Source organism: Cytobacillus sp. ABV4_503 (assembly GCF_056158445.1).
Window position 1 is genome coordinate 30,001 of sequence record NZ_JBSWTH010000002.1, and the last position, 22,161, is coordinate 52,161.

Here is a 22,161-nt window from a genome sequence, read left to right on the forward strand (position 1 = left end):
TAGCTATGTGCGGAAGGGATAAGTGCTGAAAGCATCTAAGCATGAAGCCCCCCTCGAGATGAGATTTCCCATAGCGTCAAGCTAGTAAGATCCCTGAAAGATGATCAGGTTGATAGGTCAGAGGTGGAAGCGTGGCGACATGTGGAGCTGACTGATACTAATCGATCGAGGACTTAACCAAAACGAAAAGCGGAGGCGACTGTTCAACTTCGAAAGACGTTGGAGAGCCGGCCATTCAAATCCTGGTTTTGGGATTTGGAGGGACGGATCGAAACGGCCGAGAAGTTAGGAGCCGAAGCTAGACAAGTCATTGGTGAATACTCGGCAAAATACTTCTTCATGCATTATCTAGTTTTGAGGGAACGAAAAAATGAAATTCTCTCTTGAAAAAAACATTAAAAGAAAGTACAATTATACTTGTCTTTTAAAAATAGTCTGGTGGCGATGGCGAGAAGGTCACACCCGTTCCCATACCGAACACGGAAGTTAAGCTTCTCAGCGCCGATGGTAGTTAGGGGCTGTCCCCTTGTGAGAGTAGGACGCTGCCGGGCTGTTTACTAAAATACCACTTTTCCGCAGTAGCTCAGTGGTAGAGCATTCGGCTGTTAACCGAACGGTCGCAGGTTCGAATCCTGCCTGCGGAGCCATTTTCATAAAGCCCCTTTTGGGAATTATGAGCTGTTGCTTCCATAGCTCAGCAGGTAGAGCACTTCCATGGTAAGGAAGAGGTCACCGGTTCGAGCCCGGTTGGAAGCTCTCTTAATGTAGACAACTAGAGTACTAGGCCCCTTGGTCAAGCGGTTAAGACACCGCCCTTTCACGGCGGTAACACGGGTTCGAATCCCGTAGGGGTCACCATAATGGAGGATTAGCTCAGCTGGGAGAGCATCTGCCTTACAAGCAGAGGGTCGGCGGTTCGATCCCGTCATCCTCCACCATATTTGCCGGTGTAGCTCAATTGGTAGAGCAACTGACTTGTAATCAGTAGGTTGGGGGTTCAAGTCCTCTCGCCGGCACCATCTTTTTTTATAGATGGAGGGGTAGCGAAGTGGCTAAACGCGGCGGACTGTAAATCCGCTCCTTCGGGTTCGGCAGTTCGAATCTGCCCCCCTCCACCATTTATTCTTAATAAAACACAAAAAACTGGACAAGCTATGAATGTCCTTTTTATTTTGTAATTATTGGGCTATAGCCAAGCGGTAAGGCACCGGACTTTGACTCCGTCACTCGCAGGTTCGAATCCTGCTAGCCCAGCCATTTTCGAGCCATTAGCTCAGTTGGTAGAGGATTTTAAAAGAATGCAGCATCGAAGCGTTACATCCCTGAATGGCAAGCTTTTAAAATCTGCGACAAAGACCGCAGGGCTTTGAAGCACATCTGCAAATTAAGTTTAGGCATCAGAATTATATTTTGAGCCATTAGCTCAGTCGGTAGAGCATCTGACTTTTAATCAGAGGGTCGAAGGTTCGAGTCCTTCATGGCTCACTTTATAGAAAAACACAGACCTTGGGAATCGACTCCTGAAGGTCTTACTTGTAAATATAAATATTTTTGCGGAAGTAGTTCAGTGGTAGAACATCACCTTGCCAAGGTGGGGGTCGCGGGTTCGAATCCCGTCTTCCGCTCCAAAATGGGGCCTTAGCTCAGCTGGGAGAGCGCCTGCTTTGCACGCAGGAGGTCAGCGGTTCGATCCCGCTAGGCTCCACCATTATACATAATTCGACAATCCTTAAACCAGCATGGTTTAGGGATTTTTTATTTCTCTTATTGGAAAGTTAACACCTTGATTTTTAAGATTACCTTCCCCGGCAGCCGCATATATATACACGATTTTGTCGAGTTGAGTCATGTGTTTGAAAGCGGTTAAAATAAGAGTATGAAGGGAAAGGGAGGACTTGTAATATGAAAAGACAGAAATTATCGATAATTGGAATGCCGATGGATCTTGGCCAGATGAGACGCGGTGTGGACATGGGACCAAGTGCGATCCGATATGCAGGTGTAAATGAGCGATTAAAGTGTTTATTCGAAGAAGTCCATGACCAGGGTGATATTGCCATCGGCCGTCCGGAAGTTCAAATCGATCCAAATTCAAATCTTAGAAACTTGGACCTTATTGCTGAAAAGACAGAAAAACTAGGAGAAGAAGTTGATAAAGCAATAGAAAGTGGTTCTTTTCCATTAGTACTTGGCGGCGATCACAGCATCGCAATTGGAACATTAGCCGGTGTTTCGAAGCACTACAAAAATCTTGGAGTAATCTGGTATGATGCCCACGGGGACTTAAATACAGCTGAAACTTCACCTTCAGGGAACATTCATGGCATGCCACTTGCAGTAAGCCTGGGAATTGGGCACCCGCTTTTAACCAATGTAGGAGGATATGCTCCAAAGGTTAAGCCGGAGAATATTGTTATTATTGGAGCAAGATCTTTGGATGAAGGAGAACGGGAGCTAATTAAGGAAAAAGGCATTAAAGTATATACCATGCACGAAATTGACCGGCTTGGGATGACCAAAGTTATGGAGGAGTCTATTACATATTTAAAAGAAAGAAATACAGATGGTGTTCATCTGTCTCTGGATTTGGATGGACTGGATCCGCATGATGCACCGGGTGTTGGAACTCCCGTTATTGGCGGCATCAGCTATCGTGAAAGCCATTTGGCCATGGAGATGCTTGCAGAAGCTCAGATCATAACATCGGCTGAATTTGTAGAGGTTAATCCAATTTTGGATGACAAAAATAAAACAGCTACCGTGGCAGTCGCGCTAATGGGTTCATTATTTGGCGAAAAGCTTCTATAATAGAAAATAAAAATGAGCAGAACGTAAACAAGTTCTGCTCATTTTTTTGCTGTGAGTGTATAATATTTATTTAGAAGCTGATCGAGTTTCGTGCTCGTATCAACTACCATGTGATCTGTAAAAGAAGCGGAAGCTGCTAACTGCATCATTCTTGACCGGCAATCCTCAATATCTCTCAATAATTCCTTAACACACACCGTAACCAACCCTTTTCGAATAATTTAGTACTTTTATACCCTAAAAGAAAAAAATTAAACCAGAATAAGTAAAAATTTGCTAATATAGAAATTGAATGTTTTTTTATTAAAATGAAACCTTTTCCGCTATCGGTTCGTATTATCGATTAGCCGCACTGGAGCTGAGGTAAAAAATGGAGACAATCGTAAAGAAGAGGATAAAGCAAGTATTAAAGGGCGACCAGGATGCTTATGCTGAAGTTGTTGAAATATACAAAGATAAAGTTTTTCAGATATGCTACAGAATGCTGGGAAACAGGCATGAGGCAGAGGATATCGCTCAGGAGGCTTTCTTAAGAGCCTATGTAAACATTGCCAGCTTTAATATTGACTTGAAGTTTTCCACGTGGCTTTTTCGGATTGCCACAAACCTATGTATAGACAGAATCAGAAAAAAGAAGCCTGATTATTATCTGGATGCAGAGGTCGCAGGAACGGATGGACTGAACATGTATTCTCAAATTGCTTCCGATGCGAGGCTGCCTGAAGAAGATGTAGAAAGTCTGGAATTGCAGGAAACAATCCAAAGGGAGATATCGAAGCTTCCGGAGAAATATCGTTCGGTTATTGTTTTAAAATATATTGAAGAATTATCGCTGAACGAGATCAGTGAAACGCTCGACCTTCCTCTGGGAACGGTTAAAACCAGGATTCACCGGGGCCGGGAAGCACTTAGGAATCAATTAAGATACGTTTAAAAAGAGGGTGAGAACTTTGAAATGTCCAGCAGAAATGGTTGTTTATATGCATGAGTACCTAGATGAAGAGATCTCAGCCGAACATGAGATGGAATTAAGGGCACACTTGCAGAACTGTGAGGAATGCCAAATTCATTTCCATGAATTAAAGAAGACGATCGCTTTAGTCCAAAGCACTTCACATATACAGGCACCTGAAAATTTTACGGCAAACGTTATGGCGAAATTGCCCAAAGAAAAGCGGAAAGTCGGTGTCCAGCGCTGGTTCAGGCATCATCCGCTTTTAACTGCGGCGTCCCTCTTTCTTGTTCTGATGATGGGAAGCGTCGCTTCTTCCTGGGATCAGGATCACCAATTATCGGTTTCTAAGCAGCCAAACCTTGTGGTGCAAAACGATAAGGTGATCGTACCGGAAGGTGAAGTGGTAAAAGGCGATGTAGTGGTTAAGAACGGTGACTTGGAAATCCAGGGCGAAATAGAGGGAAATGTTACGGTCATCAATGGCCAGCAGTACATGGCTTCAGCCGGTAATGTTACCGGAGAAATCGAAGAGGTTGATGCCATTTTCGAATGGCTTTGGTATCACATCAAAAAGGCAGCCAAGGATGCTGTTAATGTATTTGAAAGCGGAGAAACAGAAAAAGAGAAATAGTCATAACCATAGTAAGAATCCCTGCTTTAAGGCAGGGGTTCTTAGTGTGCTTATTTTTCCAGAGTGGTGTCTGTTGTCTCAAAATTGGAATTAGCGTTAAATATGATATAATATGAAAGTTACATAAAAGAACTTTAAGCATTTTTGCTTTTGAAATATATAATTGGAGGAAGGATAATGTCGTTTGCAGATTTCTCTATTTTGAAATTGTTGGCTAATACAATAGACATTCTCCTTGTCTGGTACGTCATCTATAAGCTCATAATGATTGTTAAAGGAACAAAGGCTGTCCAATTGCTGAAGGGGATTTTTGTCATTATTCTGGTTAAAGTAGCAAGCGACAAGTTCCACCTGCAAACATTAGGATGGATGATGGAACAAGTGCTTCTTTGGGGATTTCTGGCCATCATAATCATTTTCCAGCCGGAGCTGCGAAGAGCACTGGAGCAATTGGGAAGAGGAAGATTCTTCTCAAGGACGGCTAATCAGGAGGAGGAAAATCAGGAGAAACTGGTCGAATCCATTGCAAAGGCTGTGGATTATATGGCTAAACGCCGCATTGGGGCGCTTATTTCAGTTGAGCGGGAAACAGGGATGAACGATTATATTGAAACCGGTATTCAGCTGGATTCCAAAATTTCATCTGAGCTCCTGATTAATATATTTATACCGAATACACCGCTGCATGACGGAGCCGTTATCATTCAAAAGAATTGTGTGGCTGCAGCAGCGTGTTATCTGCCGCTGTCAGAAAGTCCATTCATCTCAAAAGAGCTGGGCACCAGACACAGGGCTGCTTTAGGTATAAGTGAAGTAACTGACAGTATTACCATTATCGTTTCAGAGGAAACAGGAAGTGTTTCCTTAACCAAAAACGGTGAGCTGCACCGTGATTTAAAAGCTGAAACTTTTAAAGATATGCTTTCAAATGAGTTGCTTGTTCAACATAAAATAAAGCAGACTTCTTCAGGTCTTTGGAACTGGAGGGGGAAAAAGAATGGATAAGTTAATTGATAAATTGGTAGACACCCGCTGGTTCATGAAAATTGTTGCTTTGATTCTGGCACTTTTTCTATTTGATTCAGTATATGATGCAGATAAGGAATTAAAGGACATTAACGTTCCAGGCCAGCAGGATTCAGACATTATTGAAGATGTCCCTGTGAAAAGCTATTATGATACGGAAAATCTGGTTGTTACCGGTATTCCGGATACTGTTGATTTGAGCATAGAGGGTCCCAAGAGCCACCTTGAGCCAGCAAAAAAACAGCAGAATTTTGAAGTATATGTAGATTTGACAAATGCAGAAACTGGCTCTCAACGAGTGGAAATTAAGATCCGCGATATCTCAGATAAACTTGATGTGACGATCAATCCGCAATATGCAGATGTGACAGTCCATGAAAAAGTGACCCAGGAATTTAAAGTGGATGCAGAATTTAATAATGGCCTGCTTGGTGAGGGCTATACCGCCGAAGCGGCATCTGCAGAACCAAAGACGGTAAAAATCACGGGAGCAAAAGAAGTGATTGAGCGGATCAGCTTTGTTAAAGCAACTCTTGATGTAAAGGGGCCAATAACCGAGACAATCACTAATGAAGCAACTGTCAGGGTATTGGACCGTGAGATGAATAAGCTTGATGTTATTGTGGAACCCGAAGTGATTCAAGTAACAGTACCTGTTAAGCAGTTAAGCAAGACGGTTCCCGTTACGATCGTCCGGAAGGGAGAACCTCAAGATGGTGTTACCATTAATTCGATTGAACTCGATGTTGACGAGGCTTCTATTACGGGCCGGGAAGAAATATTAAATGAGACTGAAAGTGTCAGGGTAGAGGTGGATGTCAGCAAGATTGAAAAAGATACCGTGCTCACCCTGCCGGTTATTATTCCGGATGGGATTTCTGCAGTGGATCCTAAGACAGTGAAGGCGACTGTAGACGTCAGCACTGAGGAGAATGTGAATGAAGAGGATAATACAGAAGAGCCTGCTGAAGAAACAGAGGCACAGGAACAAGAGGAAACCAAAACCTTTTCAAGCCTCCCCATCAACTTAGTGGAATTAGCTGAAGAATATGAAGCGGTCCTTAAAAACCCAGCTTCCGGACGGACAAGTATTACGGTTACCGGTAAAAGCAGCACGGTTCAGGATCTCAAAGCAGAAGATTTTAATATATATTTGAGCCTGGCAGACCTTGGTGAAGGTGACCATGAGGTGCCAATCAGCGTCGATGGCCCTTCAGGGGTGGATATAAAACCTGCAGCAGGCAAAGCGACCATAACGATTACGCAAAAAGAAGAAGCTTAATATAGTTTTTAAAGTTAGAAGGAGCGATTATAAAATGGGTAAATATTTCGGTACAGATGGAGTACGAGGAGTTGCAAATAGTGAACTGACACCGGAGCTGGCTTTTAAACTGGGCCGCTTTGGGGGTTATGTATTAACAAAGGACCATGATCGTCCGAAAGTATTAATCGGCCGTGATACCCGTATTTCGGGCCATATGCTGGAAGGCGCACTTGTAGCGGGGCTATTATCAATCGGAGCAGAAGTTATGCGTCTCGGAGTCATTTCAACGCCTGGCGTCGCTTATTTAACAAAAGCACTGGGTGCAGAAGCTGGCGTAATGATTTCTGCATCCCATAATCCTGTTGAAGATAACGGAATCAAGTTCTTTGGCCCGGATGGATTTAAACTTTCTGATGCTCAGGAAGCTGAGATTGAGGTATTAATGGATATGGAAGCAGACCAGCTTCCAAGACCGGTCGGAGGCAGCCTGGGACAGGTAAATGATTATTTTGAAGGCGGACAGAAGTATCTTCAATACCTAAAGCAGACGGTTGATGAAGATTTCTCTGGCATCCACATTGCGCTTGATTGTGCACATGGTGCCACTTCTCCGCTGGCAACACACCTATTTGCTGATCTTGATGCTGATCTTTCAATGATGGGAGCATCTCCTAACGGATTAAATATCAATGCAGGAGTTGGTTCTACACATCCTGAGGCATTATCTGCCTTTGTTAAGGAAAAAGAAGCAGATGTAGGTTTGGCATTTGATGGCGATGGAGACCGTTTAATTGCCATTGATGAAAATGGCGATATTGTAGATGGCGACCAGATCATGTATATTTGCGGAAAATATATGAAAGAGCAGGGAAGGCTTAAGCAAAACACAGTAGTTTCCACTGTGATGAGCAACCTTGGATTCTATAAAGGGCTTGAAGTCAATGGTGTGGAAAGTGTTCAGACAGCTGTAGGCGACCGTTATGTTGTGGAGGAAATGAAGAAGAACGGCTACAACCTTGGCGGAGAACAGTCAGGACATATTATTTTCCTGGACTACATCACAACTGGAGATGGGCTTTTGACAGGCCTTCAGCTTGTTAACATCATGAAAGTAACCAAAAAGCCGCTATCTGAGCTTGCAAACGAAATGCAGAAATTCCCGCAGAAGCTTGTGAACATCCGTGTTACAGATAAACACCATGTGACTGACAATGAAAAAGTGAAAGAAGTCATTGCGCAGGTTGAAGAAGAAATGAACGGAAACGGCCGGATCCTTGTCCGCCCTTCCGGTACAGAGCCGCTTGTCCGTGTAATGGCAGAAGCGCCAACAGGTGAGCTGTGCGCGTCTTATGTAGAGCGCATCTCTGCTGTTGTTGAAAGTGAAATGGGATTAAAAGAATAAGCAGCACAATTCATATGCATAAGGGAACTCCTGAACTCCCTTATGCATATTTTAATTTGTGGGAGTTTCCATCCTCTCCATATTCATTTATCTGTTGACGGAAGTCTGACTTTGATGTATGATAATCCTGTTTTTGTATTTATGAATACAAGACAGCTTCATTCAAAAAGAGAAAGGTGGATAGTGAACAAATTAATTTAAAGCGCCTGAACTGATCCTGGACGTAAGGATTAGTTGACGAGGAGGAGGTTTATCGAATGTTCGGCGGATGCCTCCCGGTTGAAAGCACAACCGATGATTTCTTCTTTAAAACATTCGGGCAACTGAATGGACAAAGAGAAGGGAATGCTAAAACTAAATACGCTCATCCAAGAGGCTGTATTGCCCCATTGAGCGACGAATATAAAAAACAGAGATAAGGGGCAGGAGTGCCCCGAAAAGGCTTCTTGCCCCTTCATTATTAGGAGGAAGAGAAGTATGTGTGGTATCGTTGGATATATTGGAAACTTAGATTCAAAGGAAATTTTATTAAAGGGCTTGGAGAAGCTTGAATATAGAGGCTATGATTCAGCTGGCATCGCGGTTATGAATGATAACGGCGTTCAGGTTTTCAAGGAAAAAGGCCGTATTGCGGATCTTCGCAGCATTGTTGATGAAGATGTGATGGCAAACACAGGGATTGGACACACCCGCTGGGCAACTCATGGTGTTCCAAGCAAAGTAAATGCTCACCCTCATCAAAGCAACTCCGGCCGTTTAACGCTTGTCCACAATGGCGTAATTGAGAACTATGACATTTTAAAGCGCGAATATTTGCAGGGAGTTTCCCTTAAAAGTGATACAGATACAGAAATCATCGTTCAGCTTATTGAATTATTCTTGAACGAAGGTTCTAATACTGAAGAAGCGTTCCGCAAAACGCTGACACTTTTAAAAGGCTCATATGCGATCGCCCTTTTGGATGCAGAAAACGATGAAACGATTTTTGTTGCAAAAAACAAAAGCCCTCTTCTGGTTGGATTAGGTGAAACATTCAATGTAGTCGCTTCTGACGCAATGGCGATGCTGCAAGTTACAGATCAATATGTTGAATTAATGGATAAAGAAATCGTTATTGTCACAAAAGATGCTGTAAAAATCCAGACGCTGAATGGCGAGGAAATCAGCCGGGATCCGTATACCGCCGAATTGGATGCAAGCGATATTGAAAAAGGAACATATCCTCACTACATGCTGAAAGAAATCGATGAGCAGCCTTTAGTGATGCGCAAAATCATCCAGAAGTATCAAAATGATAATGGCGAGCTGACAATCGACCAGGAAATCGTTGAAGCAATGAACGATGCAGACCGCATTTATATCATTGCTGCCGGGACTTCTTATCATGCAGGTCTTGTTGGAAAGCAGTTTATTGAAAAAATCGCAAAAATTCCAGTTGAAGTTCATATTTCAAGTGAGTTTGGCTACAATATTCCGCTGCTTTCAGAGAAGCCGTTATTTATCTTTATCTCTCAAAGCGGTGAAACAGCAGACAGCCGTGCCGTGCTTGTGAATGTAAAGGAAATGGGCCATAAGGCGTTAACGATTACAAATGTTCCTGGTTCTACTCTATCCCGTGAAGCGGATTACACGCTATTGCTTCATGCGGGTCCTGAAATTGCTGTTGCTTCTACCAAGGCTTATACAGCTCAGATTGCTGTATTATCCATTCTTGCAGAAGTTACAGCGAAGAGCCGCGGATTGGAACTGGACTTCAACCTTGTTCAGGAGCTGGGCATTGTTGCTAACGCAATGGAAGTCCTTTGCGATGCGAAAGAAGAGTTCGAAGACATTGCACGCAAATTCCTTTCCACTACACGCAATGCTTTCTTCATTGGCCGTGGTATCGACTACTATGTTGGTCTTGAGGGTGCACTTAAACTGAAGGAAATTTCATATATTCAAGCTGAAGGCTTTGCAGGCGGAGAATTAAAGCATGGAACGATCGCCTTAATTGAGAACGGTACGCCAATCATTGCCCTGGCAACTCAAGAAAGTGTTAACTTAAGCATTCGCGGCAATGTCAAAGAGGTTGTTGCCCGCGGAGCAAACCCTTGTATCATTTCCATGAAAGGGCTGGAAACAGAAGAAGACAGCTTTATCATTCCGGAAGTGAACGAGCTATTAACACCTCTTATCTCTGTAATACCTTTACAATTAATCTCTTATTTTGCTGCGCTGCACCGCGAGTGTGACGTAGATAAGCCGCGTAACCTGGCTAAGTCGGTTACTGTGGAGTAAGGAAATTCTATACTGAAAATAACGTTGGACCAGTAAAGTTGGGGTGCCGACTTCAAAAATTACTGCTCCACAACATTATTAAAAATTTGATCAAGTTAGACTCAATCCAATTGCAGGATTGGGTCTTTTTTTTAAGGCTATTTTCGCAAGGTTTGTTGCTTTTTGTATATGATTTACTGAGTTGATTGTAGCGGAAGGTGCGAGATCCTCGAAAATGCTGGCGCATTTCCTTCGTGCGGTGCTTATTCGAGGATGCTTATTCAAAGTCCTGCGGAAGTAGCGGGACAGGTGAGACCCCGCAGACGCGCAGCGTCGAGGAGGCTCACCGCCCGCCCCGCGGAAAGCGAGCAGCCTGGAGCGGAAATCAAAAGGCAACATTAATAGGCGAAAAACAACAATTTACACGAAAAGAGCCTTTTTTTAAAAAGATTATTATAAATAAGACAGGCATAATTTAGCATTCGTTTAAGCTGTGAAAACTTTGCAGTCAGTGTAAAAATGAAGGAATTGACGGATTCAGTCAGGATTTACAACTGTTTTCTTAAAGGGTATGATTTTTATAGAAAGATAATAGATTATGGGAGCGGAAAAATGAAAGAATTAACATTCAAATCTTACGACCAATTTCTCCAATTTAACGAGCATAAGGCGATGGAAAAAGCGGTCATGAAGGGACTTCAAGGAGATGAGCTGGAGAAATTCAAGCTTGAATTTCTGCAAAGAGCCAAAACCATGTGGAAAGAGTATGATTGTGATCTTTGGCTTCAAAAACACGGATATGTCATCATAAATGTCTGGAAAGACGGGAGCGGCAAAAGAAAAGTTACAAGAGGAAGGCCGAAAAAGCTAGATTCTGAAAAATATTTGCACACTGTTCATGTAAGGCTGGATGAGGAAACATATCGGCAGCTCACCAATCACTGCCAGGAGAATCAGATTGACGTATCTGAAGCTATTCGTGTTCTAATTAAAACACTATAGAAGCAAACAATGGGGGATTCAACTTTTTGGTTTGAATCTTCTTTTAGTTTAAGTTCCCTTATTAAAGTGAAAATAAATTTAGACAATTACCGGAATTTACAATCTGCCTCTTTTCTTTTAATATTTTTTGTGATACATTAATTGTGTTGGTAAGTTGATAATCATTTTCAATAAACGAAAAAGCTATACATATCAAGGTTCTTTTTTTTGCTTTTTGATGATAATGATTATCATTATATTTAAAGTAGATTTAAAGATTTACTTCTACTCCTTTAATTGGAATAAAGGTCTTTTCAGTTGTTGAATTGATAATAAACATGTTATGAGGGTTATTAATGAGATTATGGATGTTAGGAATTGCAGCAATCGTTCTGTCTTTTATCTCACTGTTTATCGGTGCAATAGATATAACGCCTAAGGATCTGCTTAATTGGGAATCAGATGAAACACATATCTTCCTTATTAGCCGCATTCCACGGCTATTGGCGATTATATTAGCGGGGGCAGGGATGAGTATTGCCGGTTTAATTATGCAATCTTTAAGCCGAAATAAGTTTGTATCACCAACTACGGCTGGAACATTGGATGCAGCAAAGCTGGGTATTTTAATTTCCATGCTGTTTTTTACGAATGTAACCTATACACAGCAAGTTATTTTTAGTTTTGCCTTTGCTTTAGCAGGTACATTTCTTTTTATGCAGATCTTAGATCGTATAAAATTTAAAGATGTTATTTTTGTTCCATTAGTTGGAATTATGTATGGAAATATTTTATCTTCCATTACAACCTTCTTTGGATATGAAGCAGATCTTCTGCAAAATATATCTTCTTGGCTTATGGGAAGTTTCACTTTGATTATTGCTGGCCGTTATGAGCTTTTGTATGTTAGTATTCCGGCTATTATTTTAGCGTATCTATATGCGAATAAATTTACAGTTGCAGGAATGGGTGAAGATTTTGCGAGAAATCTAGGTTTAAGTTATAAGATGGTACTAAATATTGGCCTGATTCTTGTTGCGATTATTTCGACCACGGTTGTCCTTACTGTAGGGGTTATTCCATTTTTAGGTCTGATTGTGCCAAATATTGTATCTCTTTATTTGGGTGATAACTTGCGCAAAACGATTCCGCACACAGCGGTGTTAGGGGTTGTCTTCTTATTAATATGTGACATTCTAGGACGCATCATTATTCATCCATATGAAATTCCAGTTAATGTAACAGTGGCAGTGATTGGCAGTGCAATCTTCTTAACGATGCTGCTTAGGGGGAGAGCATATGCGAAATAGTACAAAACTGATAATGTTAGCAGCTATTGCCATTGTGTTTGTTTTGCTATATGGCTTTTATGATATTAAAGGCGGCTTTGATTATGCTTTTCCAAAGCGTATGCTCCGAGTTACAGCGATGATTATAACAGGTATTGCGATTGCTTATTCCACAATTGTGTTCCAGACAATTACACATAATCGTATTTTAACACCTTCTATCATGGGCCTTGATTCTATGTATCAAGTAGTACAGACATTAATCTACTTCTTTGCAGGATCAATGTCAGTGTGGGTGTTAAATAAATACTTAAACTTTGGTGCAGCCATTTTTGCCATGGTCGTCTTTGCCTTGATTTTATATCGATTTTTATTCAGAGCTGATAAGCACCCAATATATTTTCTTCTATTAATAGGGATGATTATAGGAACACTCCTGGGAAGCTTTGTTACATTTCTGCAAGTATTGATTGATCCAGTCGAATATTTAAGCCTTCAAAGTCGTTTATTCGCGACCTTTACAAACGTAAAAGCGGAGTTATTATTTATTTCAATTGGCATCCTGTTCCTTGCATTCCTTTATGGATACCTTATTATGGATAAACTGGATGTTATGTCACTGGGCCGCGAAAATGCGATGAATCTAGGCATTAATTATGACGGTATGGTTATGAGAATTTTAATTTTATCGTCTGTTTTAATTGCCACATCTACAGCACTAGTTGGTCCAATTACATTCTTTGGATTAATCGTTGCAAACCTTTCTTATCAATATCTTGTGACGTATAAGCACTCTATTCATATATTGGGAGCTAGTTTAATCAGTATTATTGCATTGGTTGGCGGGAATTTCCTTGTGGAGCATATTTTTGAATTGCGTACAACATTAAGTGTCATTATTAATTTTATCGGTGGTATTTACTTTATTTATCTATTACTTAAGGAAAGTAGGGCAGCAGGATGATTGAAATCAAAGGATTAACAAAGCAATTTGGTAAAAAGCCTGTTGTAGAGGATGTTACGGTCACAATTGAGCCGGGAGCCATAACCTCTTTTATTGGACCGAATGGTGCTGGTAAATCAACACTTCTTTCTATGGTAAGCCGTTTATTGGAAGCAGATACAGGTGAAGTATTGCTCGATCAGAATAATGTGAGAAAGTGGAAGTCTTCGGACTTTGCAAAGAGAGTATCCATATTGAAACAAGCCAATTACCTTAATGTGAGATTAACGGTGCGTGAGCTTGTATCATTTGGGCGTTATCCCTATTCAAGAGGGCGTTTAACAGCTGAGGACGAAAATTTTGTTGATCAAGCCATTGAATACATGAATTTGGCTGATATGCAAGACAAATATTTAGATGAACTATCAGGTGGTCAAAAGCAACGGGCATTTATAGCAATGGTCATCGCGCAGGATACGGATTATATCCTGCTGGATGAGCCTTTAAATAACCTGGATATGAAGCATTCTGTTCAAATTATGAAAATTTTGCGCAAATTAGTTGATGAACTAGGAAAGACGGTTGTCATTGTTTTGCATGACATAAATTTTGCATCTGTTTATTCTGATCGCATTGTAGCCTTAAAAAATGGCAGGCTGATGAAAAATGGGCCGACCAATGAAATCATAAATTCTGATGTGCTTCGTGAAATCTATGATATGGATATTCCAATTCAAGAACAGAATGGCTGCAGGATCTGTGTCTATTTTAATTCGCATACATAAACATTGAAGTAATAAAAAACCCTGGAGAAATCTATCGTATTTCTTCAGGGATCAGCTTATTACGTGTCAGATATTTGAAAAAATGGAAGATAATTTAAAAAAGTTCACAAAAGTTATTGACTAATAAAGATTATTCGATAATAATTATCATCATAGTTGATAATGATAATCAATATCAATAAATAAATAATAAGGGAGAGTTAAGAAAGATGAAAAAACTATTTTTGGTGATGGTAGCAGCTATGGTATTATTGCTTGCCGCATGTGGATCTAACGAAGAAGCTTCAAAAGAAGAACCAACTGATAAAGCTGCAGCTGAAGGCCAATCTGAAGAAACGAGTGCAGCTGAAACAGAAGGAAGCCCTGCATATCCAATGACTGTTTCTCCGACGGTTGCTTCAACAGAAGGCAGTGAGGGTGGTACAACTAATTTTGAAGATGTAGAATTTGAAAAGATGCCAGAAAAAATTGCCGTATTCGATTATGGATTCTTAGATACATTAGATGCTCTAGGTGTTGAAGGAATTGTTGGGGTTGCAAAAGATTCTACCCTGCCTGCTCACCTTGAAAAATACGCTTCTGATGAGTATAAAAGCGTTGGTGGATTAAAAGAACCTTTACTTGAAGATATCGCTGAAATGGATCCGGATGTTATCTTTATCTCTGGGCGTCAGTCAGCTTTCTATGAAGAATTAAAAGAAATCGCTCCTGTCGTGTTTGTTGGTACTTCTCAGGATGACTACTGGAACACATTCCAATCTTCTGTAGATCTAGCGGCGAAAATGTTTGGTAAAGAAGCGGAAGCCGAAGAATACACGGCAAAATTTGATTCAGCTTTAGAAGAAATCAAGGCTTTAGCTGGAAACTACGAAACCTCTTTAGTAACAATGTACAATGAAGGTAAATTATCTGGTTTTGCAGCAAATTCCCGTTTCGGCTATATTTATGACATTTATGGATTCAAGCCTGTAACAGAAGATATCGAGTCTTCTTCTCACGGTTCTAACTTCGGTTTTGAAGCCATCCTGGAATTTAATCCACAAGTGCTATTTGTAATTGACCGTACAGCAGCTGTTGGAGGCGACTCTAATATTGAAGATGATATGGAAAATGATATCATTAAGAAAACAGATGCTTTTAAAAATGAAAAAATCGTTTACTTAGATGGACCACTATGGTATCTAAGTGGAGGCGGTTTACAATCCGAGCTTGCTAAAATTGAAGAAGTTTTAGCTGAGTTGAAATAACTTATGAAAGGGGCTGTCCAGAAAGTCAGTGAAAACTGACCCTTTGGCAGTCCCTTATTATTGAAATTTAATGATAGATTCCAAAGAAGAGAAAGAAAAAATAATCAATTTCTAATAAAGGGGCAGGAGAATGAAACAAATTAACAGATATATCGATTCAGTTTTTTATAGCCAGGATGATATTTTAGAGGAAGTTCTTCTTTCCATAAAAGAGAATGGTATGCGATCCATTTCTGTATCTCCTTCTACTGGTAAGCTTCTCACGCTGCTAGTATCGATGTCAGGGGCAAAAAATGTCCTTGAGATCGGGGCGCTTGGAGGATATAGCGGAATTTGTTTAGCCAGGGGATTCGATAAGGCAGGAAAATTAACTTCACTTGAGCTGGTGGAGAGCTACGCAAATATAGCAAATAGTAATCTAGTTAAAGCTGGTTTTGGCAGTCAAGTATCATATTTAATCGGACCAGCTTTGCAAAGTCTCGAACAGCTTGTTAGCGATAATAGACAATTTGATTTTTTCTTTATCGATGCAGATAAAGAAAATTACGAAAACTATCTGAATTATTGCATCAGACTAGCGGAAAATGGAGCATTAATTGTTTGTGATAATGTACTGGCCAGAGGCAGTGTAGCGGACGAATATGCTGAACCGACTCGGCATGCTGAATTCATGAAAAAATTCAATGAAACCGTTGCCAGCCATCCTCAATTAGAATCTGTGCTTATTCCTATTGGTGATGGGCTGACTGTTTCAAAAGTAAAAAAATAAAAAAAAATATTAACACAATACACAAAAAGCAGGATGCTTGCTAAATGCATTCTGCCTTTTATTGTTTAAACCTCATAGTAATGGAAAAGCAGATAAGCAATCCATCTGCAATGAGGGTTGTTTCTGATATTTGTAATCAGCCCTTTTACGATAGCAGGATTCAGGCTGCGCTCCAGCACATCCTGCTTTAGCAGGATGAGGGATTCTTTTTCAACCGAGTCTTCTAATTCCTCAATTTTTTGCTCCATAATTTCAATTATTTGTCCGTGAGTCATCTCTTCATGTCCCGTCTTCCTGAACATCTCGTATAGCTCATCGGTTATAAACGGGATAGTCGAATGCTTGGCAAGAAGTTCTGTCTTCTCCGCAAGTGATCGGCACAGAAGGTCCAGATCCAAAGGAACATTGAAAAATAAAAATAAATGAGAGTACACATGCATAAAGCCTTTGATGCAATAGATTAAATCGTATTTTGTATGCTGGACAGTCTTTCCGTATAACTGATCAAGCATGGAAAGGGTGATGTCATCGATTAATTGGTCAAAGTGACGCCCTTTTGATATCAGTTCTTCGTTGAATGTATGCGCCTGTTCTTTAATGAAAATTTTGGCGAAGTCTGAATGCTTTTGAAAGGAGTGGAATGTTGTGTAAAAAAACTTCACTAAAAGCTCTTCACCATTGTTATTCGGGTCTTTGACTATGTGGTCAATATCTGAAATGAATTGCTCCATAAAATGATCAATCAAAGCCATGATCAATTCATCTTTTGATTTGAATGATAAGTAGAAAGCTCCTTTGGATATACCGGAGTGCTCTGTGATCTGCTGAACAGAGGTAGCTTCAAATCCTTGCTTCGCAAAGAGTTCAAGTGCGCTTTCCATAATTAATTGCTTTTTGTTCATGTAATGGTGTCACTCCTTTTTGATTGACAAATGACCAATCAGTCATTATTATATGTAATTGAGTCTAACAAGTCAATTAAGGGTAGGTGCACAAGTGAAAGGTTTAGTGAATTTTGTCCTGCAGAATAAACTTGCAGTCTGGCTGTTAACAATTATTATCACGGTATCTGGCATCTATTCAGGTACACGAATGAATATGGAGACCATTCCGGATGTCTCAATTCCTTACTTAATGGTAATGGACGTATATCCGGGGGCGACTCCTGAAAAAGTGATGGAAGATGTGTCCATCCCAATTGAAAAAGCCGTAGAAGGCCTTGAAAATGTTAAATCAGTTTACTCAAATTCATATTCTAACATGTCAAATATCCAAGTGGAATATGAATATGGTATTGATATGGATGAAGCCAAGCGCGCTCTCCAATCAGCTCTTGATGCAGTGGAGCTTCCGGAAGGAGCACAGGAACCTTCCATCACGGCCATCAGCATGAATATGATGCCGGTTGCTGCACTGAGTGTAAGCAGTAAATCAGAGGATATTATTGAGTTAACCTCAACTGTAGAAGATATCATACTGCCAAAAATTGAGAAAATTGAGGGTGTAGCATCAGCGACCATCACTGGTCAGCATGTGGAAGAGGTGCAGCTCACATACAACGAAGAAAAACTGGCTGAGCTTGAGCTGACCGAAGATAAAGTAAAGGAAATGATCCAGGCGAGCAACATGGCTGTATCATTGGGACTTTACGAGTTTGAGGAAGGAGAACAGGCTGTCGCAGTAGACGGCAAGTTCATGACCGAGGATGAATTAAAGAACATGCTTATCCCGGTAACACCAACCGCACAAAACCAGTCACCTTTTGTGAAGCTGAGTGACATTGCCGAGATTGATACTGTCGGCAGAGTACAATCCGTTTCCCGTACAAATGGTGATGATGCCATTGCGATTCAAATTGTGAAAGAACAGCAGGCAAACACCGTTGAAGTGGTCAACAGTGTCAAAGAACTAATCAAGGAAGAAAAAGAAAAGGTCGAGGGCCTTGTTATAGATCTTTCACTTGATCAGGGCAAGCCGATTGAAGAATCTGTTTCAACCATGATTGAAAAAGCCGTGTTTGGCGGGCTGATCGCAGTCTTGATTATTTTACTGTTCCTGCGTGATTTTAAATCCACGATTATTTCAATCGTATCCATTCCAGTTTCGATTTTCATGGCTTTGCTGCTGCTGAACTGGATGAATATTACCTTGAATATTATGACGCTTGGAGCCATCACGGTTGCTATCGGCCGTGTGATCGATGACTCTATCGTTGTGGTTGAAAATATTTACCGCCGCCTGCATTTAAAAGAAGAAAAACTAACTGGGCGGGCACTTATCCGTGAAGCTACGATTGAGATGTTCAAGCCAATTCTTTCCTCAACATTAGTAACGGTTGCCGTATTTGCACCGCTCATTTTTGTAGGAGGCATGGTCGGCGAGCTGTTTATGCCATTCGCTTTGACGATGACGTTTGCACTTGGCGCTTCACTCCTTGTGGCCATTACAATCGTTCCAGCGCTGTCTCACTTCTTGTTTAGAAAGAAATTGTACAGCGAAAAAACGGAAGGCAGCCATAAGGAAGCTGGAAAGCTATCAAAATGGTATAAAGGCATTCTTGAGAAGTCTCTTAATCATAAGATTATTACATCCATCATTGCGGTTGTATTGCTGGCGGGAAGCTTAGCTCTGACACCAATGATCGGATTCAGCTTTATGGGAAGTGAAGAAGAGAAAGTAATGTATCTAACTTACACGCCTGAAGCTGGAGAACTTAAAGATGAAACTTTAAAGAACGTTGAAGCAGTAGAAGAAGAGATGCTGAAGCGTGATGATATTGACATCGTTCAAATATCTGTAACCGAAGAAGCGGATCAAATGGCTGCCATGATGGGCGGAGGAGCAGGCGGAGCCTTAATGTATCTGATCTTTGACCCTGAAATGGATAATTTTCCTGAAGTCCGTGAAGAAATTGAAGATTATGTGTTTAATATCGGACAATCAGGTGAATGGAAGAGCCAGAACTTCTCATCTATGTCCGGTTCAACCAATGAAGTCAGCTACACATTCTACAGTGAAGATTTAGATAAACTGAATGAGTCTGTCAAAATGGTAGAAGACGTAATGAAGGAAAATGAAGAATTAGAGGACGTTTCTTCAAGTGCAGAAGACGCCTTTGTTGAATATACCTTCAATGTTGAGCAGGATGAACTGCTGCAGTACGGTCTGACAGCCGGACAAATTGTCATGATGCTGAACCCGTCAAACACCAAGGATGTTCTGACAACGATTGAAAAAGACGGTGAGACGCTTGAAGTCATTGTCCAGCAGGAGCAGGCGGAACAGCCGAAATCCATTGATGATATCCTGGCAACACAGGTGCCGACAGCAATGGGTACAACTATGCCTCTTTCCGAGCTTGTCACAGTGAAAGAAGGTACAACGCATAATACGCTTGCCCGCAGTAAAGGCGAGTACTACGCAACCGTGTCAGGTACGGTAAAAGGTGATGACATCACAAAGGCTACTTCTAAAACAGATGAAGCGATTGATGAATTGGATCTGCCTAAGGGTGTAACCGTCGGAGTTGCGGGTGTTCAGGCAGATATGACCGAGACGTTCACACAGCTTGGCGCTGCGATGCTTGCAGCCATCGCGATTGTGTACTTCATTCTGGTCGTTACATTCCGTGAAGGAGTGGCGCCATTTGCGATTCTCTTCTCCCTTCCATTTGCCGTGATTGGTTCTTTCGTTGGCTTATTAATTGCCGGCGAAACCATTTCTGTATCGGTCATGATGGGACTATTAATGCTAATTGGTATTGTCGTAACCAATGCTATCGTTCTGGTGGACCGGATCATCCATATGGAACGTGACGGTCTGGTTATGAGGGAAGCGGTGCTGGAAGCGGGAGCAACCCGACTTCGCCCAATCCTGATGACAGCCATTGCTACAATTGGTGCATTAATTCCATTGGCCATCGGCTCTGGAGGCGGAGGGCTTATCTCTAAAGGCCTTGCCATTACCGTTATCGGGGGTCTGACAAGTTCGACGCTATTGACCCTTATCATTGTGCCAATCGTGTACGAAGTATTATCTAAAATGTTTAAGAAGAACCGCAGAGAAATCGAAGAAAACTAAAAGGAAGCCCTGCAGGATATAATAGTCTGCAGGGCTTTTCCGTCTTTTAAGGGGCTATAATTATTCTTTTCTGCGATTTTAGTTGGAAATTAAATTTTTCATTGAATTTGGGCTGTCTTTTACTGCCAATATTTAATATTTTCATATCATGTGCGAGGATATCGGTCAATTTTCCTTTTTATCGGTCACCTCACCATGGATATCGGTCAGATTTTTATTTTATCGGTCACCTCACCATATTTTTCGGTCAGATTTCTACTATTTCGGTCACTTCGCGTTACATCAGCCTCCCTGCCAGATCATAGTGCAAACATTACTCAGACTCTTAACAAAATCTTAAATACCCCTGATGAACTCCCTCTTTTCTTTCACAAGATCTACTCTTGCAAACAGAAGTGCATACATAATAGTAAAAATAAGATACGATAAGCCAATAATCAGGCTAAGAGTCCTCGGAGCAAAAACTTCCAGCAGGAATCCTGCTGTGCCCATGGAGATAGCCAGGGAAAGATTTGAAACCATCTGCATTAAACCAAAAAAGGTTCCTTGTTTGGATCGGGGTATAAATTTCATCATGACCGTATCCAGGCATATGTTGCCAAGGCCGCCCGCAAAGGTGATCAGCACAACGGTGAAAAGTGCTGCATAAAAGCTTGGTGCGAGGCTTAATAAAATATGGCCAGTACCTTCCAAAGCAATAAAGAGGATCGCGAGTATCAGGAGACCCTTCTTGATCATATGAGAAAAGAATGAACTTAGAATGAGTCCAATCCCCAATGCGCCATACATAAACCCAACACCCAATTCTCCCATATTAAAAACTTCCAGCCCATAAATGCTTACAAGAATATTATCAATTCCATTGGCGAGCGGCATGGTCAGCATCATGATAAAAAAGGCAATCAGTGCGGAGGAGCCAAGAATAAGTCTCGCTGGTGAAATCGCTGCAGATGTTTTGGTTTTTTTTCTATTTACCTCAGAGACATCCGGGAAAACCATCCTGGAGATTAGATATGCTGATAAAAGGAAGGTAAGGCCGTTAATCATGAATGCAGCATGGTTTCCCAGAAAGTAGGCAAGGATTCCTCCGGTGCTTGAACCAATAATGAGGACGGCTCCGATCATGATTTGTTCAATCGCGTTCACATATATGAGTCTATCTGATTTTACAAGAGCAGGTATCGCAGACATCCTGGCCGGGGAGTAGATCGCTTCTCCCATTGAGATGAGGAATGCACTTGCGTAAATAATCCATAAATCCCCAGTTTCTTTTACGAAAAGCAGCCCTAGGACCGCAGGCACTCTCAACAAGTCTACTGTCACCAGAATGGCCTTTTTTGAAAAGCGGTCCGCAAGAATTCCTCCTAATGGGGCAATGAAGAAAAAAGGTGCCATGCGGATGGCAAATAAGAGGCCAATGGCTACTCCGGAACCTGTTACGTGGTATAGCAGGGCAAGCAGCGCAACCTGTGTGAAGCGATTTCCAATTCCATTAATGACGCCAGCCCAAAAGAGCTTTTGATAATTTTTTTCCTGTTTCCATACAGTCCAATTTGTCATTTTTTCCGCACCTCTGCGAATGTTAATTCGACATATATCTAATTTGTTAACAAAAAAATAATTAGATAATCATCTAATTAGATTATATTCGAATTGGTTTGTTTTCACAATCATAAATTTGACATTTCTTGTAGAGGTGAAACTTTATCTTTTGGTTAAACG

The 22,161-nt window shown here is 41.2% G+C and carries 18 protein-coding genes, 10 tRNA genes and 2 rRNA genes (1 of these 30 only partly in view); 27 read left to right on the plus strand and 3 right to left on the minus strand.

Translation table 11 applies throughout. From position 1 onward, the window contains the following. The 13 genes from ACXAD1_RS25075 to rocF all read left to right on the plus strand — a co-directional run. Positions 1-181: ribosomal RNA gene (locus ACXAD1_RS25075) — 23S ribosomal RNA — on the plus strand; it begins 2,755 nt to the left of the window's first position. A 253-nt stretch (positions 182-434) separates the two neighbouring features. Continuing rightward, positions 435-551 (plus strand): 5S ribosomal RNA (rrf, locus tag ACXAD1_RS25080). 21 nt (positions 552-572) lie between these two features. Further along, positions 573-647: transfer RNA gene (locus ACXAD1_RS25085), tRNA-Asn, on the plus strand. Between the two features lie 36 nt (positions 648-683). Continuing rightward, positions 684-756, plus strand: a tRNA-Thr gene (locus ACXAD1_RS25090). Positions 757-783: 27 nt separating this feature from the next. Next, positions 784-858, plus strand: a tRNA-Glu gene (locus tag ACXAD1_RS25095). A gap of 4 nt (positions 859-862) precedes the next feature. Then, positions 863-938: transfer RNA gene (locus ACXAD1_RS25100), tRNA-Val, on the plus strand. Positions 939-943: 5 nt separating this feature from the next. After that, a tRNA-Thr gene (locus ACXAD1_RS25105) sits at positions 944-1,019 on the plus strand. A gap of 15 nt (positions 1,020-1,034) precedes the next feature. Then, a tRNA-Tyr gene (locus ACXAD1_RS25110) sits at positions 1,035-1,118 on the plus strand. A 64-nt stretch (positions 1,119-1,182) separates the two neighbouring features. Next, positions 1,183-1,257 (plus strand) — tRNA-Gln (locus tag ACXAD1_RS25115). Positions 1,258-1,412: 155 nt separating this feature from the next. Further along, positions 1,413-1,485, plus strand: a tRNA-Lys gene (locus ACXAD1_RS25120). 68 nt (positions 1,486-1,553) lie between these two features. Beyond that, positions 1,554-1,628: transfer RNA gene (locus tag ACXAD1_RS25125), tRNA-Gly, on the plus strand. Positions 1,629-1,632: 4 nt separating this feature from the next. Continuing rightward, a tRNA-Ala gene (locus ACXAD1_RS25130) sits at positions 1,633-1,708 on the plus strand. Positions 1,709-1,902: 194 nt separating this feature from the next. After that, positions 1,903-2,808, plus strand: a complete 906-nt coding sequence (gene rocF / locus ACXAD1_RS25135; RefSeq protein ID WP_206845569.1) for an arginase — start codon at positions 1,903-1,905, stop codon at positions 2,806-2,808. Positions 2,809-2,846: 38 nt separating this feature from the next. Here rocF and ACXAD1_RS25140 read toward each other — a convergent pair whose 3' ends face one another. Further along, positions 2,847-3,005, minus strand: a complete 159-nt coding sequence (locus ACXAD1_RS25140) for a Spo0E family sporulation regulatory protein-aspartic acid phosphatase (protein ID WP_206845568.1) — start codon at positions 3,003-3,005, stop codon at positions 2,847-2,849. Between the two features lie 173 nt (positions 3,006-3,178). On the opposite strand from ACXAD1_RS25140, the gene sigW reads away from it, so the two are divergent. From sigW to ACXAD1_RS25205, 13 genes are all read left to right on the plus strand, one after another. Beyond that, the gene (sigW, locus tag ACXAD1_RS25145) at positions 3,179-3,742 is read left to right on the plus strand and encodes an RNA polymerase sigma factor SigW (protein WP_206845567.1); all 564 of its coding nucleotides are present in this window, start codon (positions 3,179-3,181) and stop codon (positions 3,740-3,742) included. A gap of 16 nt (positions 3,743-3,758) precedes the next feature. After that, a complete protein-coding gene (locus ACXAD1_RS25150) occupies positions 3,759-4,394 on the plus strand; it encodes an anti-sigma factor family protein (protein WP_206845564.1) in 636 nt (211 codons plus the stop codon). 177 nt (positions 4,395-4,571) lie between these two features. Beyond that, complete coding sequence (gene cdaA / locus ACXAD1_RS25155; protein WP_474911364.1) at positions 4,572-5,399, plus strand: diadenylate cyclase CdaA; 828 nt, start codon at positions 4,572-4,574, stop codon at positions 5,397-5,399. Then, the gene (locus ACXAD1_RS25160) at positions 5,392-6,702 is read left to right on the plus strand and encodes a CdaR family protein (RefSeq protein ID WP_474911365.1); all 1,311 of its coding nucleotides are present in this window, start codon (positions 5,392-5,394) and stop codon (positions 6,700-6,702) included. Before cdaA ends, ACXAD1_RS25160 begins: the two co-directional genes overlap by 8 nt. 34 nt (positions 6,703-6,736) lie before the next feature. Continuing rightward, positions 6,737-8,086, plus strand: a complete 1,350-nt coding sequence (gene glmM / locus ACXAD1_RS25165; RefSeq protein ID WP_474911366.1) for a phosphoglucosamine mutase — start codon at positions 6,737-6,739, stop codon at positions 8,084-8,086. 257 nt (positions 8,087-8,343) lie between these two features. Continuing rightward, complete coding sequence (locus ACXAD1_RS25170; RefSeq protein ID WP_474911367.1) at positions 8,344-8,505, plus strand: hypothetical protein; 162 nt, start codon at positions 8,344-8,346, stop codon at positions 8,503-8,505. 58 nt (positions 8,506-8,563) lie between these two features. Next, complete coding sequence (glmS, locus tag ACXAD1_RS25175; protein ID WP_474911368.1) at positions 8,564-10,366, plus strand: glutamine--fructose-6-phosphate transaminase (isomerizing); 1,803 nt, start codon at positions 8,564-8,566, stop codon at positions 10,364-10,366. A gap of 591 nt (positions 10,367-10,957) precedes the next feature. Then, a complete protein-coding gene (locus ACXAD1_RS25180) occupies positions 10,958-11,347 on the plus strand; it encodes a ribbon-helix-helix protein, CopG family (protein WP_206845553.1) in 390 nt (129 codons plus the stop codon). 335 nt (positions 11,348-11,682) lie between these two features. Beyond that, positions 11,683-12,636, plus strand: a complete 954-nt coding sequence (locus tag ACXAD1_RS25185; RefSeq protein WP_206845551.1) for an ABC transporter permease — start codon at positions 11,683-11,685, stop codon at positions 12,634-12,636. Beyond that, positions 12,626-13,579, plus strand: a complete 954-nt coding sequence (locus tag ACXAD1_RS25190) for an iron chelate uptake ABC transporter family permease subunit (protein WP_474911369.1) — start codon at positions 12,626-12,628, stop codon at positions 13,577-13,579. Before ACXAD1_RS25185 ends, ACXAD1_RS25190 begins: the two co-directional genes overlap by 11 nt. Then, on the plus strand, positions 13,576-14,343 hold the full coding sequence (locus ACXAD1_RS25195; RefSeq protein ID WP_474911370.1) for an iron ABC transporter ATP-binding protein: 768 nt from the start codon (positions 13,576-13,578) through the stop codon (positions 14,341-14,343). The genes ACXAD1_RS25190 and ACXAD1_RS25195 overlap by 4 nt, the downstream gene beginning before the upstream one ends. A 209-nt stretch (positions 14,344-14,552) precedes the next feature. After that, positions 14,553-15,590, plus strand: coding sequence for a siderophore ABC transporter substrate-binding protein (locus ACXAD1_RS25200; protein ID WP_474911371.1), 1,038 nt, complete (start codon positions 14,553-14,555; stop codon positions 15,588-15,590). A gap of 130 nt (positions 15,591-15,720) precedes the next feature. Beyond that, positions 15,721-16,359 (plus strand): O-methyltransferase, encoded by a 639-nt coding sequence (locus ACXAD1_RS25205; RefSeq protein WP_474911372.1) that lies wholly within the window; start codon positions 15,721-15,723, stop codon positions 16,357-16,359. Between the two features lie 65 nt (positions 16,360-16,424). Here ACXAD1_RS25205 and ACXAD1_RS25210 read toward each other — a convergent pair whose 3' ends face one another. Beyond that, the gene (locus ACXAD1_RS25210; protein WP_474911373.1) at positions 16,425-17,261 is read right to left on the minus strand and encodes a TetR/AcrR family transcriptional regulator; all 837 of its coding nucleotides are present in this window, start codon (positions 17,259-17,261) and stop codon (positions 16,425-16,427) included. Positions 17,262-17,355: 94 nt separating this feature from the next. Between ACXAD1_RS25210 and ACXAD1_RS25215 the strand changes: the two genes are divergently transcribed. Continuing rightward, entirely contained in the window at positions 17,356-20,439 is a 3,084-nt protein-coding gene (locus ACXAD1_RS25215; RefSeq protein WP_474911374.1) for an efflux RND transporter permease subunit, read from the plus strand. A 336-nt stretch (positions 20,440-20,775) separates the two neighbouring features. Here the strand turns inward: ACXAD1_RS25215 and ACXAD1_RS25220 are convergent, their stop codons facing one another. After that, the gene (locus tag ACXAD1_RS25220; protein ID WP_474911375.1) at positions 20,776-21,999 is read right to left on the minus strand and encodes an MFS transporter; all 1,224 of its coding nucleotides are present in this window, start codon (positions 21,997-21,999) and stop codon (positions 20,776-20,778) included. Positions 22,000-22,161: the final 162 nt, after the last annotated feature.